The following is a 14,165-nucleotide window of genomic DNA, read 5'->3' as shown; positions in this document are numbered from 1 at the left end:
GTGACGCCAGTCATCTTCGGCGTGGTGGTCCTGCTGGCCGCCGGGTTTGCATTCCTGAACGGCTTCCGCGACGTCTCCACCTCGGTTGCGGTGGCCACCCGTACCCGTGCGCTGACTCCCAGCGTCGCGGTACTGCTGGCCGCCTTCTTCAACTTCATAGGTGCACTGTTGAGTGCCACCCTGGCCGTGGCCGTCAGCCAGCACTGGATCACCCTGCCGCCGGGGACGGACGGCCTCAGCATCGTGGTGGCCGGACTCGCGAGCGCCTTCGCCTGGGGGCTGCTGATGTGGTGGCGCGGCATTCCCGCCTCCTCCACCCATGCGCTGGTGGGCGGCCTGGCCGGTGCCGGTCTGGCGAGCCTGGCGGTGGGCGGCACCGGCGTGGGCGGCGTGGACCAGTCGCTGCTGTTCCAGGTGGTCCTCCCGCTGGTCCTGTCCCCCCTGGTGGCCTACAGCGGAGCATTCATGCTGGTCTACCCCGCCACCTGGGCGGCGCGCCACACCCAGCCCAACGTGGTCAACCAGCGGTTCCGCCGCAGCCAGGCAATCGCGGCGGGAGCCGTCGCCTTCGGCCACGGCCTGCAGGACGGCCAGCGGGTCAGCGCGGTCCTGCTGCTTTCCCTCCTGGCCGCAGGCTATTCCGACGGCGGCACCATCCCCATGTGGGTGGCCCTGCTTTCCGCGGTGATGATTACGGCGGGGACGCTATTCGGCGGCTGGCGGATATCCCACACCATCGGATACAAGATCACCCGCATCGATCCGCTGCGGGGCTCTGTGGCGCAAATCTTCAGCGCCGTCATACTGTTCCTGGGCGCCATCGGGCTGCACTGGCCGTTGTCCACCACGCATACGGTCACCTCGGCCGTCCTGGGTGCGGGCGAGAACCAGCACTTTTCGGTCACCAACCGGAAGCTGGTGATCCAGATCGTGGGCCTCTGGGTCCTGACGCCGGCCGCCACGGCTGCCCTGGCCTTCGTCCTGGCGCTGGCGCTTTCCCCGATCGGCGGCTGACCCCCAAAACCCTGTACAGCCGTACGCCGGTGACGTAGATTCGGATGAAGCCCCCTCCGCACTGTCGCCGGGGACTGCCGCCCACCGCCGCGTGCAGGGCCACGGGCGTTAGCCGCTGCAGAATGCCGGCGGCCCGGATGCACATCGCGGAAATGAGCAGGCATCATGTCTACCTCGAATCCCCGGCACCCCCAGCCACGGCCACTCCAATGCGGGACCTGCGGAACCGAACACCGGCTCACCATCCACGCCATCATGGCCTTGGGAGCCGTGGGCGGGGACCTGGTCACGGTCTCCTACACCTGCAATGACTGCAACCTGTTCCAGGAGCACCTTGCCTACGCCGCCGATGTTGCGGCGGCACTGCACCAGGTGCGCTGGATGGCGAAAGTGATTGTTTTCGGGGACGACTACATCCACTGCGGCTTTCCCATGCAGGAAGCCGAGTTCGAGATCGAGCGGCTCTGCTACCGGAGCAGCACCAGCGGAAGCGGGCTCAGCGCCGTGTGCCTGCCCACCAGGGTGCTGCGTTGCCGCTGCGGGTTCCAGCTGGAAGTCCCGGAATAGCACGGCCGCCATAAGCACAAAAACGCCGCTGCCAACCCTCAGGCGGCAGCGGCGTTTCCAGCGGTGTTTATCCGAAGCGGATGTTTATCCGAAACGGCCGGAGACGTAGTCCTCAGTGGCCTTCTGGCTCGGGTTGCTGAAGATGGTGTGGGTATCCCCCACCTCGATCAGCTTGCCCGGCTTGCCGGTGCCGGCGATGTTGAAGAAGGCGGTCCGGTCCGAAACGCGGGCAGCCTGCTGCATGTTGTGCGTCACGATCACCACGGTGTACTGGTCCTTGAGCTCGTTGATGAGGTCCTCAATGGCCAGGGTGGAGATGGGGTCCAGGGCGGAGCACGGCTCGTCCATGAGGATCACCTGCGGCTCCACCGCGATGGCGCGGGCGATGCAGAGGCGCTGCTGCTGGCCGCCGGACAGCCCCGAACCGGGCTTCTCCAGGCGGTCCTTGACCTCGTTCCACAGGTTGGCGCCCTTCAGCGAGCGTTCCACCAGGACATCCGCCTCGCCCTTGGAGATCTTCTTGTTGTTCAGCTTGACGCCCGCCAGCACGTTGTCCCGGATGGACATGGTAGGGAACGGGTTGGGCCGCTGGAACACCATGCCGATCTGCGAGCGCACCGTGACCGGGTCCACGCCGGGGCCGTACAGGTTGTCGCCGTCGAGCAGGACCTCGCCCTCCACCCGGGCGCCGGGAAGGACCTCGTGCATGCGGTTCAGGGTCCGCAGGAACGTGGACTTGCCGCAGCCGGACGGGCCGATGAAGGCGGTGACGGACTTGGCCTCGATGTTGATGGTGACGTCCTCCACGGCGAGGAAATCGCCGTAGTACACGTTCAGGTCCTTGACGTCGATGCGCTTAGACATGGTGTTCCTTCACTAACTGGGTATGAATTGAAGTCTAGGATCCGGCGGGGTGTACCGGAAGGGCAGTGCGGCGGTCAGCGGCCGGTCTTGGGGGCGAAGACCCTGGCGATCAGCCGGGCCCCCAGGTTGAGGATCATCACCAGGATGATCAGCACCAGGGCGGCGCCCCAGGCCCGCTGGGAGGACGGGTCCGGGTTGGCCGGCGAGGTGGGGTTCAGGATCTGGGTGTAGATGAACGTGGGGAGCGAGGCCATCCAGCCGCCAAAGACGTTGGAGTTGATGCTGGTGGCAAAGCCCGCCGTGACCAGGATGGGCGCCGTCTCGCCGATGACCCGGGCGATGGCCAGGGTGACGCCGGATGCGATGCCGGAGATCGCCGTCGGGATGACCACCTTGACGATGGTGCGCCACTTGCGCACGCCCAGGGCGTACGCCGCCTCGCGCAGCTCGTTGGGGACAATCTTCAGCATCTCCTCGCTGGACCTCACCACCACGGGGATCATCAGCACTGAGAGGGCGACGGCGGCCACGGCACCGGTCTTGGTGCCCGGGCCCACCACGGCGAAGAAGAAGGCCGCGGCGAACAGGCCGGCAACGATGGACGGGATGCCGGTCATCACGTCCACGAAGAAGGTGATGGCCCGGGCAAGGCGGCCGTCGTTGCCGTACTCCACCAGGTAGATGGCCGTGAGCAGGCCCACCGGGACGGAGATGAGGGTGGCCAGCAGGGTGATCTGCACGGTGCCCAGGAGGGCGTGATAAATGCCGCCCAGCACAGGGGTACCGTTCTCCACCGCCCGGTTGTCGAACACGCCGGTGACGCCGTTCATGGAGGTGGTGAGGAACCCTGGGTTAAGGAGGCCGGGCACGCCGTTCACGAGGACGGTCCAGATCACCGAAATCAGCGGAAGCAGTGCCACCAGGAAGGATCCCACCACCAGGCAGGTGGCCAGTTTGTCCTTCGCCTTGCGGGAACCCTCAACCACGGTGCTCCAGGACACCAGGCCGATGGCGAACAGCAGTGCCGAGACGATCCCCCAGCCGAAGGCATTGAAGCCCACGAGCGCCAGGATGGCCGCGCCCACAATCAGCGCGGCGGCCAGGACCACGTAGGGGGCGTACTTGGGCAGCTGGCCCTTGGTGAGTGCCGAGCGCTTGCTGCGCACCGGGGTAAGCGTGGAGGTCATTTAGTTGGCTCCCGAGAATTCTTTGTGCCGGGTGATGATCCAGCGCGCGATCATGTTCACGGCCAGGGTGATGACGAACAGGACCAGGCCGGCGGCGATCAGTGTGCTGACCTTGAGGCCGCTTGCCTCCGGGAAGTTCAGGGCGATTTCCGCGGCGATGGTCTGGTTCCCGGACTGGATCAGGCTGGCGGTCAGTGCGCCGGAGGAGAGCACCAGGGCCACGGCCATGGTCTCGCCGAGCGCACGGCCCAGGCCCAGCATGACGGCGCTGATGATCCCGGGCCGGGCGAAGGGCAGGACGGACATTTTGATCATTTCCCAGCGCGTGGCACCGAGGGCAAGCGCGGCTTCCTCGTGCAGTTTGGGGGTCTGCAGGAAGATCTCGCGGGACAGGGAGGTGATGATGGGCAGCACCATAACGGAGAGGACGATGCCGGCCGTCAGGATGGTCTTGCCGGTGGCGGAGGCAGGTCCCTGGAAAATGGGCAGCCAGGCCATGTTCGCGGCGAGCCAGTTGTAGGCCGGGGAGATTTCCTTGGCCAGGAAAGCGGCACCCCAGGCGCCGTAGATCACGGACGGGATGGCGGCGAGCAGGTCCACCACGTAGCCCAGTCCTGCCGCCAGGCGGCGGGGGGCGAAGTGCGAGATGAACAGGGCCACACCGATGGAGATTGGAGTGGCGATCACCAGTGCGATGGCAGCCGCAATGAGCGTGCCGATCACGATGGGCCAGATGTAGGCGAAGAAGCCTTCCCCGCCCTGGATCTCGGCGGCCGGGGCTGTGAGCGCAGGGATTGCCTGGACCACCAGGAAGAGCGCGACGCCGAAGAGGACGGCGAGGATGAGGCAACCGGCGGCCAGTGCTGCGCCGGAAAATATCTTGTCCCCGGCGCGGGCGGCGCCCTGGTTACTGGTCAAGGGGGTGGCGGTCATTCGACGGCCCTTCGATCGTTTACTGACACTGGAAGATGTTGCGGTCAAACCGAAGTTCCCCGCACTGCCTTGTGGCAGGCGGGGAACCCGGGTTTGGTGCGGTGATTAGGACTTGACCTTGATGGAATCGATGGCCTTGGCGGCCTTCTCAGCCAGCTCGGAGGAGAGCGGAGCGGACTTGGCGGAATCCGCGGCGGCCTGCTGGCCTTCCTCGGAGACTACGTAGTTCTCGAAGGCCTTGACCAGGTCAACGGTTTCCTGGCTGTCGTAGGTGGAGCAGACGACGTGGAAGGACACCAGCACGATGGGGTAGGCGCCCTCGTTGGTGGTCTTGCGGTCCAGCTTGATGGACAGGTCGTTGGCGGAGCGGCCTTCAACCGGGGTGCCTGCGTCAACAGCCTTCGCTGCGGCTTCGGCGGAGATTTCGGTGAAGGATTCGCCGACCTTGATCTGCGCAACACCGAGGGTTCCGCCCACTGCGGAGTCGTCCGCGTAGGTGATGGCGCCGGGGGTGTCGGTGACGGTCTTGACCACGCCGGAGGTGCCCTTGGCGTTCTCGCCCTGCAGGGATGCAGGCCAAACGCCGGAGGCCTTGTCCGTCCAGACCTCGGGTGCAGCGGCAGCCAGGTAGTCGGTGAAGTTGGTGGTGGTGCCCGAGTCATCGGAGCGGTTCACCGGGGTGACCTTGAGGTCAGGCAGGTTCACGCCTTCGTTGAGGGCGGCGATGGCGGGATCGTTCCAGTTGGCGATCTCGCCGCGGAAGATCTTGGCCACGGTGGCGGCGTCCAGCTTCAGTTCGGTGATGCCGGGCAGGTTGAAGGCGACGGCGATCGGCGAGATGTAGACCGGGATGTTCAGTGCGCCGTCAGGACCGCAGACGGTCTGGGACGTGGCGTACTCGTCGTCCTTCAGGTAAGCGTCGGAACCGCCGAACTGGGCGGATCCGTCCAGGAGGGCCTTGCGGCCTGCACCGGAACCGTCCGGGGAGTACTGCACAGTGGCGCCGGGGTTGGCGGCGGCGAACTCTGTCTTCCAGGCGTCCATTGCCGCGCCCTGCGCGGAGGAGCCGATGCCGGTGAGCGTGCCGGTGACCTTGGCGCCGCCAGCAGTCTGGGTGCCGCCGGGCGCGGTGTTGGTGGCGTTGTCTGAACCGCAGGAGGTGAGCGCGAGTGCGCCGGCTGCGATAACAGCGATAGCCGCGTGGCGGCCGAAGCGGAGTGCCTTCACTAGATGTACCCCTTCCAGGGTTATTCAGGTGCGGGACAGGGACGGAGAACCCTGCAGCGCGATGCGTACGTTTTGTACCTTCATCGAAGTTAGGGGCCGCAGGTAAAGGGATGCCCTGCCCAAGGTGAACGGAACATTAACGACCGCGGGATATTGGCTTACAAATGCCGGGTCACCATTGCGCGGATCACATCTGCGGCCGTAGTGGGCCAGCCGCAAAATAAACGTCACAGGCAGCAAATAGACTGGACGGCATGGCTCCCGCAGCAGGACTTTCAGCAGGCAGGCGTTTCCTGCGCGGCCGTATCCGCACCGGATTGATCCGGAGCCGGAACTCGCTTGTTCCGGCCATCCAGATGACCGTGTGTGCGGTGGGTGCCTACGCCTTCGCCGAATACGTCTTGGGCCACTCGGGGCCGCTCTTCGCGGCCACCTCGTCGCTGATTGCGCTGGGGTTTTCCCGGGAACCGCGGCTGCGGCGCGTCGTGGAGGTGGGCCTGGGCTGCACCATCGGCATCGCGGTGGGTGACCTGCTCCTGCACTGGCTGGGAAGCGGAATCTGGCAGGCCGCCGTCGTCCTTCTGTTCTCCATCCTGCTGGCCCGCTTCCTGGACAGCGGCAACATCTTCACTACGCAGCTGGGCCTGCAGTCTCTCTTGGTAGTGCTGCTCCCGGCCCCCGCCGGCGGGCCCTTCACCCGAAGCATCGACGCCGTCATCGGCGGGCTGTTCGCCCTGCTGGTGACAATCCTGGTCCCCAAGGATCCCCGCAGGGAGCCCCGGAAGGACGTGCAGAAGCTCCTCCATGAGCTGGCGGAGGTGCTGCGTGAGTGCGCGGAGGCCTTGGCTGACAGCGATTCGACGCGGGCCTGGCATGCGCTGGTGCGGGGCAGGAACTGCCAGCCCCTGGTGGACGCGATGCGGCATTCGCTGCGGGCGTCGGGCGAGGTGGCCAGGCTCGCGCCCGCCTACCGCCGGCACCGTGAGGAACTGGACCAGCTGAAGCAGTCGCTCGATTTCATCGACCTGGCGCTGAGGAACAGCCGCGTTTTTGCGCGCCGCCTCACCAGCGCCATCAACCACGCCGCCCTCTCCGACGAAGCCACCGCGAACATTGCGGAGGTGCTGCAGGAGACCGCTGCCGCGATTGATGAATTGTCGCTGGGCCTCGCGGAAACGCACGACGGCGTCCGCCGCGCCCACCTGCGGACGGCCCGGCGGGACCTGAGCGAGATTGCGCTGCGGCTGCACCCGAGGCTGCTGGAGGTGCAGCGGTTGGAAGGCGAAACAGTGGTGATGCTGTACCGGCCGCTGATGGTGGACCTGCTGGAGGCCACCGGCATGGACGCCCGCGAAGCCCGGGACGTGCTGCCGGCGCTTTAGTTGCCGGCGGCTGGGGACGAAACGGCGTCGTTCGGGTAGCGAAGCCCCAGCTGCTGCCGTGCTTCGTCCAGCAGCTGCATCACCTGCACCGTTTCGGTCCATGGCATCAGCGGGCTCTCCTGCAGGCCGGCGCGGATGCACCGGGCGGTTTCGCGCAGTTCGTGGATGAAGCCTTCGGTGTCCTCGGGGAATTCCTCGATCCTGGTGCGGCCGTCGCGCCCGCAGATTTCCACGGTCCTTGGGTTGTAGAGCGGGGCTCCTGTCCTGATCCAGCCCGCCGTTCCACTGAGGGTGACCATGCCCGGACCGGCGGCCTGGATCGATGAGATCAGCTGGGCTGCGGCGCCCTCCCGATACTCAAGGGTGAGGGTGGTCTGCACGTCCACGCCGTCCTGGTTCAGGTGCCCTTTGGCCTTGAGCGCGGCGGGAAATCCGAGGGCCGCCACCGCCCAGGTCAGCGGATACACCGCGAGATCCAGCAGCGCGCCGCCGCCGGCAGCCGGATCCCACAGCCTGTCGGTCGGATCGTAAACAGCGGGGAACCCGAGATCCGCCTGCACCCAGCGGACCGCGCCGATCTCACCCTCGCGGATAAGCTGCAGGGCGCGGCGGGTTGCCGGCAGGAAGCGGGTCCAGACTGCCTCCATCAGGAACAGCCCGCGTTCGCCGGCCAGCCGGACCAGCTCCCGGGCCTCGCGGGCGTTGATGGTGAGCGGCTTTTCGCACAGCACATGCTTGCCGGCGTTGAGGGCTGCACGGGCAACCTCGAAGTGCTGGGCGTGGGGCGTGGCGATGTACACCACGTCCACCAGGGGGTCGGCAAACAACTGCCTGTGGCCGGTTGCGGCCGGTGTGTCGTGGTAGCTCAGGGCAAAGCCGTGCTGCTCGGCGAAGGCGCGGGCGGAATCCTCGCTCCGGGAACTCACGGCATGCAGTTCCGCGTCCTCAAGGCAGGCGAGGTCTCGGGTGACCCGGTGGGCGATCCTGCCGGTGGCAACAACACCCCACCGCAGGACGCGCTGGGCGTTGCCGGCGGTGTTTTCTCCGGCGCCCCCATCAGGCGGAGTCCCGGACCACGAGGGACGTGGGAATCTGCGTTACACGGTCGGCGTCTTTCCCCTCAATCAGGTTCACCAGGATCTCGGCCATTTTCTTTCCCATCTCAATAATCGGGTGATGGACCGTGGTCAGCTGGGGATTGACGGATGTGGCGAACGAATCGTCATCGAACCCCACCACCGCGACGTCGTCGGGAATCCGCAGCCCGCGTTCCTGCAGCACCGTGTAGGCACCTGCGGCCATCTGGTCATTGGCGACAAAGAGCCCGTCCACCGGCCGCCCGCTGCCCAGCAGCCGCCGCATCGCTTTCGCTCCTGATGCAAGGGTGAAATCCCCGTACTCCACCAGGGAGTCATCCAGTCCGGCCTCCGCCATGGCCTTTCTCCAGCCGCTGACGCGGTCGATGCCCGGCGGCATGTCCTGGGGCCCGGCGATGGTGGCAATGTTGGTCCGCCCACGCTTGATCAGCAGCCGGGTTGCTCCCGCGGCTGCGGCCTCGTTGTCCACGTCCACGTAGTAGCTGGCACTCTCGCCCAGCGGCCTGCCGGCGAAAACCATGGGGATGTAGTCACTCAGGTGCGTCCAGGACCTGTCCCCCGCATGGTGTGACACCACCAGGGCACCGGCCACATTGCCGCCCAGCAGGAATGCCCTGGTCTTTTCCGGCTTGGCTTCGGAGGCGATCACCATGTTCAGCGTGTAGTCCGTGTCCGCCAGGTACAGGGCCACGCCCTGCACCACGGACGCGAAGAACGGGTCCGCGAACACCTTGGACGTGGACTCCGGCACAATGAGCGTCACCGAATTGGGCCGCCTGCTGGCCAGGGAACGCGCCGCCCGGTTGGGCGTGTAGTTCACTGCGAGAATGGCCTGCCGCACCTTGGCCGCTATCTCTTCATCGACGCTCGGCACGTCATTAACCACCCGCGAGACAGTGGCGCGGGAGACGCCGGCCAGCGCTGCCACCATTTCAAGGGTGGGCGTTGGCCGGCTTCCGCTCGGGTCTGGCTTCACAATCTTCGCTCCGTGATCTAGCTGGCACAGTGATCTAGCTGGCACTGGGCCGGGGATTTCAGTTTAGGCGGGCAGGGATGCAGCGAGCCGGGAGGCGTTCCGCTTCGCGGCGGCAATCAGTTCCGCGTAGGCCTTGCCGCTGTCCTTGACCGTTCTTTCGAAAGTGCCGTAATCGACGCGGACAATACCGAAGCGCTTCCCGTAGCCCCACGACCATTCGAAGTTGTCCAGCAGGGACCAGACGAAGTAGCCGCGGACATCCGCGCCCTGGTCTATTGCTTCGCCGACGGCGGCCACGTGCTCCAGGATGAACCCGGTCCGCTCTTCATCGTGCACGGCGCCGTCCGGGCTGACAATGTCCTCGTACGCGGCGCCGTTTTCGGTGATGTACAACGGCGGCAGCGACGGGTACTCCTCCCCCAGCCGGACCAGCAGGGTGCGCAGCCCGCCCGGGTTCACTTCCCAGCCCATTGCTGTCCGCGGCAGCCCGCGGCTGGGAAACGAGATGTCCTCGGAACCGATCCAGGGTGAGGCGGAGGGCCGTTCGGCGCCGCCGGAGTGGCCGTCGCTTCCGGCGTCGTCGGCGTGGCCACTGATGAGGTCGTCGTGGTAGTGGTTCACTCCCAGGAAATCCAGCGGCGCACTGATGGTTTCCAGGTCCCCCGGAAGAATGACGTCCTGCAAGCCGAATGGTGCCAGGTCACGGAGGGTGTCTTCCGGGTAGCTTCCCCGAAGGAGGGGGTCAAGGAAGATCCTGTTCTGCAGCGAATCAAACCGGCGTGCGGCGTCGAGGTCCACCGGGTCCGTGCTGTCCCGCGGGATGGAATTGCTCAGGTTGAGGGTGATCCCCAGCTGCTGGGCTCCGCGGCTGCGCAGCGCATTTACCGCCAGCCCGTGGGCCAGGTGCTGGTGGTGCACGGCGGCGATGGCCGCCGCCGGGTCCTGCCGGCCGGGAGCGTGGACGCCGGATCCGTAGCCCAGGAGTGAAGAGCAGAACGGCTCGTTGAACGTGGTCCAATGGCGGACCCTGTCCCCCAGTGCCGAGTAGACGTCGTTTGCATACTCCACGAACCGGTAGGCGGTGTCCCTGTTGGCCCAGCCGCCCTTTTCTTCAAGCGCCTGGGGCAGGTCCCAGTGGTAAAGGGTAAGCCATGGCAGGATGTCCGCTTCGAGGAGCTCATCCACCAGCCGGGAGTAGAAATCCAGGCCCTCGTGGTTGACGGCCCTGTCCCCCGGCCGCACCCGGGCCCAGCTGGTGGAAAACCGGTACGAGTCCAGTCCCAGCTCCTTCATCAGCCGGACGTCCTGGGGCATCCGGTGGTAGTGGTCCACTGCCTGCTCAAGGTTGTCGCCCTGGGCAATGGCGCCCGGAAGCCTCGCAAAGTGGTCCCACACGGAATCTTCCTTGCCGCCTTCGTGGCCGGCGCCCTCGATCTGTGCGGCCGCCGTCGCCGATCCCCACAGGAAGCCCTCGGGCCATTGCCTTGTGTACGTTGGGTGCTGCATTAGCCCTTCACTGCTCCTTGCATGATTCCTGAGATGAGTTGTTTGCCGGCCAGTACGAAGAGCACCAGTAGCGGGAGGGTTGCCAGCACCGCTCCGGCGAGGACCACGGAGTAGTCCACGTAGCGGGCAGACTGCAGTTGGCTGAGCGCCGTCTGCAAAGTGGGGTTGCCGGCGTCAAGCACCAGCAGCGGCCAGAGGAAATCGGTCCAGGCCGTCATGAAAGTAAAGAGCCCCAGAATGGCCATGGCGGGCCGGGCGGCCGGGATGGCCACGTGCCGGAAAGTGGAAATCATGCTGGCGCCGTCCATCCTGGCGGACTCGATGAGTTCGTCCGGGATCACATCCACCAGGTACTGCCGCATGAAGAAGACGCCGAACGCCGTGACCAGCGTGGGCACCACCACGGCGCCGATCTCGCCGGTCCATCCCAGGGTGCGCATCACCATGAAGAGCGGGATGATGCCCAGCTGGGTGGGGATGGCCATGGTGGCCACGACCATCAGCATGAGCCCGTTCCGGCCCTTGAAGCGCAGTTTGGCGAAGGCGTACCCGGCAAGGGTGGAGAACCCGACCACCGAGACGGTGATGATGCAGGAAATCAGGACGCTGTTGCCCAGCGCGAGCCAGAAGGGGATGGTGTCGAAGACCTCGCCCACATTGGTCCAGAAGTTTCCGCCCGGCAGCAGGGGCGGCCAGGTTTCACCGAGGGCCTCGTTGGAACGGCTGCCGATCACCGCGGACCACCAGAGGGGGTAGGCCGAGGACAGCAGGAACGCCAGGAGCAGGCCGTAGGTCAGGAATCCGGGCTTTTCCCCGGAGCCGAAAATGCGTTTGCGGAGGGTGGAACGGGCAGGCGCGGGCGCGGGTCTGCCGGCGGTGCTGGATCCGGCGGGCGCTGCCCCCTCGATGGTGCTCATCGCTTGGTCCTTTCGGCACGTCTCCGGGCAGCCCTGGAGGGCTTGGCGGCGTCGGCGGTGGCGATCCGCCGGGAGATGAGGTAATTGATGACGCCGAACAGCACGATGATCAGGAAAAGCAGCCAGGCGATGGTGGATGCCTTGCCGAAGTTCTGCCGCTGGAAGGCCATTTCCCAGAGGTACAGGACCGTGGTCTGGAACTGCCGCTGGGAGCCGCCGGCTGTGGCGGGATCGAACAGGCGCGGTTCGGTGAAGATCTGCAGTCCGCCGATGGTGGAGGTGATAACCACAAAAACCATGGTGGGACGGATGCTGGGCAGGGTGATGCTGAAGAACCGGCGGACGGCTCCGGCGCCGTCCAGGGCGGCGGACTCGTAGAGGTCGCGGGGAACGGCCTGCATTGCGGCCAGCAGGATCAGGGCGTTGTAGCCGGTCCAGCGCCAGTTCACCATGGTGGCAATGGCGATGTGGCTGGGTAGCGTCTCGCTCTTCCACATCACGGGGTCCAGGCCGAAGTTGCCCAGGACGTTGTTGATCAGGCCGTACTGCTCGCCGAACATGTTGGTGAAGATCATGGCCACTGCCACGGGCGTCACGATGTACGGCAGGAGGACACTCATCCGCCAGAACGTCCTGGCACGGAGGTTCTGGTCAAGCATGGCGGCCAGGAAGAGCGCGACGGCGAGCTGCGGGATGGCGGACAGCAGGAAGATGCTCACGGTGTTGAACAGGGAGTTCCAGAAGAAGCGGTCCTGCAGGACCTCCGTAAAGTTCTGCAGGCCCACGAAATCGCCCTGGCCCTTGAGCAGGTGCCAGTCGAAGAGGCTCACCACGAAGGTGTAGATCAGGGGGAAGAGTCCCACCAGGGCGAAGAGGATGAAGAACGGGGCGATGTAGAGGTAGGGCGATGCTTTGACGTCGAAGACGTTGAGGCGCTGCCTGAAGGTGGGTTTCGGTTTGATGGCCGCGGGTTTCGAGGGACGGTTCAGGGTGGTTGTCATGGGCTTTTGCCCTCCATCGGGGGGCCTCCCGTTGGGGAGGCCCCACAGCGGGTGGTGCTAGTTTTTTACGACCAGGTCGTTGAGGAGGGTCAGCGCTTCGGACCAGGCCTTGTCAGCGTCGGCGGTGCCGGCGTCGAGCATTTTCAGCGCGGGGCCGAACACGTTCTCCTGGATGACCGAATCGTCGGGTCCCTTGAACTGGGCCACCACACCTTTGGCGCGGTTGGCAAGGATGACGCCGGTGGGGGCGTTGTTGAAGAGCACGTTGGGGGTGGCGTCCGCTACGAGCTTCTCCTGCGCCTTGAGGGTGCTGGGGAAGTTGTTGGCGGCGGCCGACTGCTTGACCTGCTGCTCAGGTGCGGTCAGCCAGGCGGCGAGCTTTGCAGCTTCTGCCGGATGTTCGGAGGTCTTGGGCACGGAGAGGAAAGCACCGCCCCAGTTGGAGGCCCCGCCGGGGAAAACGTCGGCGAAGTCCCAGCCGCTGTCCGCGCCCCCGCCTGCTGATTCCAGCTGGCCCTTGATGGTGCCGAGCATCCAGCCCGGGCAGACGAAGGTGGCGAAGGAGCCGTCGGTGAAGGCCTTGCCGTTGCCCCAGTCCCATTGGGTCTGGTTGGCGGACAGCCCTGCGGCGGTACCGGCGGCCAGCAGCTCGAACTTGTCCTTCATCTCCGCGTTGCCGTCGACGTTAAGGTCGCCGTCCTTGGTGTAGTAGCCCTCTTCCATCTGGTTCACCATCGAGTTCCAGACGAATCCGGACTGGTCGTACCAGGCCTTGCCGGTGGCCGCCTTGTACTGCTCGCCGAGCTTGAAGTAGGTCTCCCAGGTGGCGTCCTCACCGCCGAAGAGCTTGGCGACGGATTCGCGGTCCTTGGGTAGGCCGGCAGCCTCAAAGAGGCTGCCGTTGTAGCAGAGGCCCTGCGGTCCGATGTCTGTTCCGTACCCGATCACGCGGCCGTCCGGATCGGTGCCCTGCTTGAACTTCCAGTCCACCCAGTTGTCCTTGATGTCCGCTGCGCCGTGCTCGTTCAGGTCCACGAACTGGTCCGAGACTTCCATGATGGATCCGAGCCAGCCCTCCTCGATGGCTACGACGTCGCTCAGGCCGGAGCCGGCCGCGAGCTTGGTGAAGGCATCGGTGCGGGCGTTGGATCCGCGGTCGATGTTGGTGGCTTTGATCTTGATTCCGGGGTTGGCCTGCTCGTATTCACCGTAGAGATCGTCGTAGCCGAACGTTCCGAAGGTGGTGACCGTGAGTTCCACGGGGTTGTCTGCGCTTGCTGCCTGTTCTGAACTGCCGCTGCAGCCGGTGGCCATCAGGGCCAGGGCCGCTGCGCCCGCGATGGCGGCCGCAGTATGTCGACGTGCGAATTTCAAGGTCACTCCTTTGTGGGGGAACTACCGGCGCTGAGAGAGCGCTCTCTGGCAAGTTCCTCAACTGTAAGCGTGGCGCAGATCACTGTCAAGAGAGCGCTCTCTGAGAATCCCCAGGAGGTC

The 14,165-nt window shown here is 65.7% G+C and carries 13 protein-coding genes; 3 read left to right on the top strand and 10 right to left on the bottom strand.

The window, feature by feature from the left end; all coding sequences use genetic code 11:
* Complete coding sequence (locus ACZ9BC_RS03070; protein ID WP_079596800.1) at positions 1 to 1,014, top strand: inorganic phosphate transporter; 1,014 nt, start codon at positions 1 to 3, stop codon at positions 1,012 to 1,014.
* Positions 1,015 to 1,179: 165 nt separating this feature from the next.
* The gene (locus ACZ9BC_RS03065; protein WP_476244670.1) at positions 1,180 to 1,581 is read left to right on the top strand and encodes a hypothetical protein; all 402 of its coding nucleotides are present in this window, start codon (positions 1,180 to 1,182) and stop codon (positions 1,579 to 1,581) included.
* A gap of 84 nt (positions 1,582 to 1,665) precedes the next feature.
* Here ACZ9BC_RS03065 and pstB read toward each other — a convergent pair whose 3' ends face one another.
* The 4 genes from pstB to pstS form a co-directional block, all read right to left on the bottom strand.
* The gene (gene pstB / locus ACZ9BC_RS03060; RefSeq protein WP_079596802.1) at positions 1,666 to 2,445 is read right to left on the bottom strand and encodes a phosphate ABC transporter ATP-binding protein PstB; all 780 of its coding nucleotides are present in this window, start codon (positions 2,443 to 2,445) and stop codon (positions 1,666 to 1,668) included.
* Positions 2,446 to 2,519: 74 nt separating this feature from the next.
* Complete coding sequence (gene pstA, locus ACZ9BC_RS03055) at positions 2,520 to 3,632, bottom strand: phosphate ABC transporter permease PstA (RefSeq protein ID WP_476244669.1); 1,113 nt, start codon at positions 3,630 to 3,632, stop codon at positions 2,520 to 2,522.
* On the bottom strand, positions 3,633 to 4,565 hold the full coding sequence (pstC, locus tag ACZ9BC_RS03050) for a phosphate ABC transporter permease subunit PstC (RefSeq protein ID WP_079596804.1): 933 nt from the start codon (positions 4,563 to 4,565) through the stop codon (positions 3,633 to 3,635). It abuts the gene before it with no gap.
* Positions 4,566 to 4,670: 105 nt separating this feature from the next.
* Entirely contained in the window at positions 4,671 to 5,792 is a 1,122-nt protein-coding gene (pstS, locus tag ACZ9BC_RS03045) for a phosphate ABC transporter substrate-binding protein PstS (RefSeq protein ID WP_476244668.1), read from the bottom strand.
* Positions 5,793 to 6,046: 254 nt separating this feature from the next.
* Between pstS and ACZ9BC_RS03040 the strand changes: the two genes are divergently transcribed.
* Entirely contained in the window at positions 6,047 to 7,174 is a 1,128-nt protein-coding gene (locus ACZ9BC_RS03040; RefSeq protein ID WP_079596806.1) for an FUSC family protein, read from the top strand.
* Here ACZ9BC_RS03040 and ACZ9BC_RS03035 read toward each other — a convergent pair.
* From ACZ9BC_RS03035 to ACZ9BC_RS03010, 6 genes are all read right to left on the bottom strand, one after another.
* Positions 7,171 to 8,187 carry a Gfo/Idh/MocA family protein gene (locus ACZ9BC_RS03035; protein WP_476244836.1) on the bottom strand — a complete coding sequence of 339 codons (1,017 nt, stop codon included), beginning with the start codon at positions 8,185 to 8,187 and terminating at the stop codon, positions 7,171 to 7,173. The two genes, ACZ9BC_RS03040 and ACZ9BC_RS03035, sit on opposite strands and share 4 nt — an antisense overlap.
* A 43-nt stretch (positions 8,188 to 8,230) precedes the next feature.
* A complete protein-coding gene (locus ACZ9BC_RS03030; RefSeq protein WP_104443466.1) occupies positions 8,231 to 9,247 on the bottom strand; it encodes a LacI family DNA-binding transcriptional regulator in 1,017 nt (338 codons plus the stop codon).
* Between the two features lie 63 nt (positions 9,248 to 9,310).
* Complete coding sequence (locus ACZ9BC_RS03025) at positions 9,311 to 10,753, bottom strand: GH1 family beta-glucosidase (protein WP_476244667.1); 1,443 nt, start codon at positions 10,751 to 10,753, stop codon at positions 9,311 to 9,313.
* Positions 10,753 to 11,670, bottom strand: coding sequence for a carbohydrate ABC transporter permease (locus tag ACZ9BC_RS03020; protein WP_079596810.1), 918 nt, complete (start codon positions 11,668 to 11,670; stop codon positions 10,753 to 10,755). Before ACZ9BC_RS03020 ends, ACZ9BC_RS03025 begins: the two co-directional genes overlap by 1 nt.
* Positions 11,667 to 12,671 (bottom strand): carbohydrate ABC transporter permease, encoded by a 1,005-nt coding sequence (locus ACZ9BC_RS03015; RefSeq protein WP_476244666.1) that lies wholly within the window; start codon positions 12,669 to 12,671, stop codon positions 11,667 to 11,669. The genes ACZ9BC_RS03020 and ACZ9BC_RS03015 overlap by 4 nt, the downstream gene beginning before the upstream one ends.
* Positions 12,672 to 12,728: 57 nt before the next feature.
* The gene (locus ACZ9BC_RS03010; protein ID WP_476244835.1) at positions 12,729 to 13,985 is read right to left on the bottom strand and encodes an ABC transporter substrate-binding protein; all 1,257 of its coding nucleotides are present in this window, start codon (positions 13,983 to 13,985) and stop codon (positions 12,729 to 12,731) included.
* Positions 13,986 to 14,165 lie beyond the last annotated feature (180 nt).

This window comes from Pseudarthrobacter sp. TE3704 (assembly GCF_056279405.1).
Note: the sequence above shows the minus strand (reverse complement) of the source record. Positions and strands in the feature narration are given on the sequence as shown.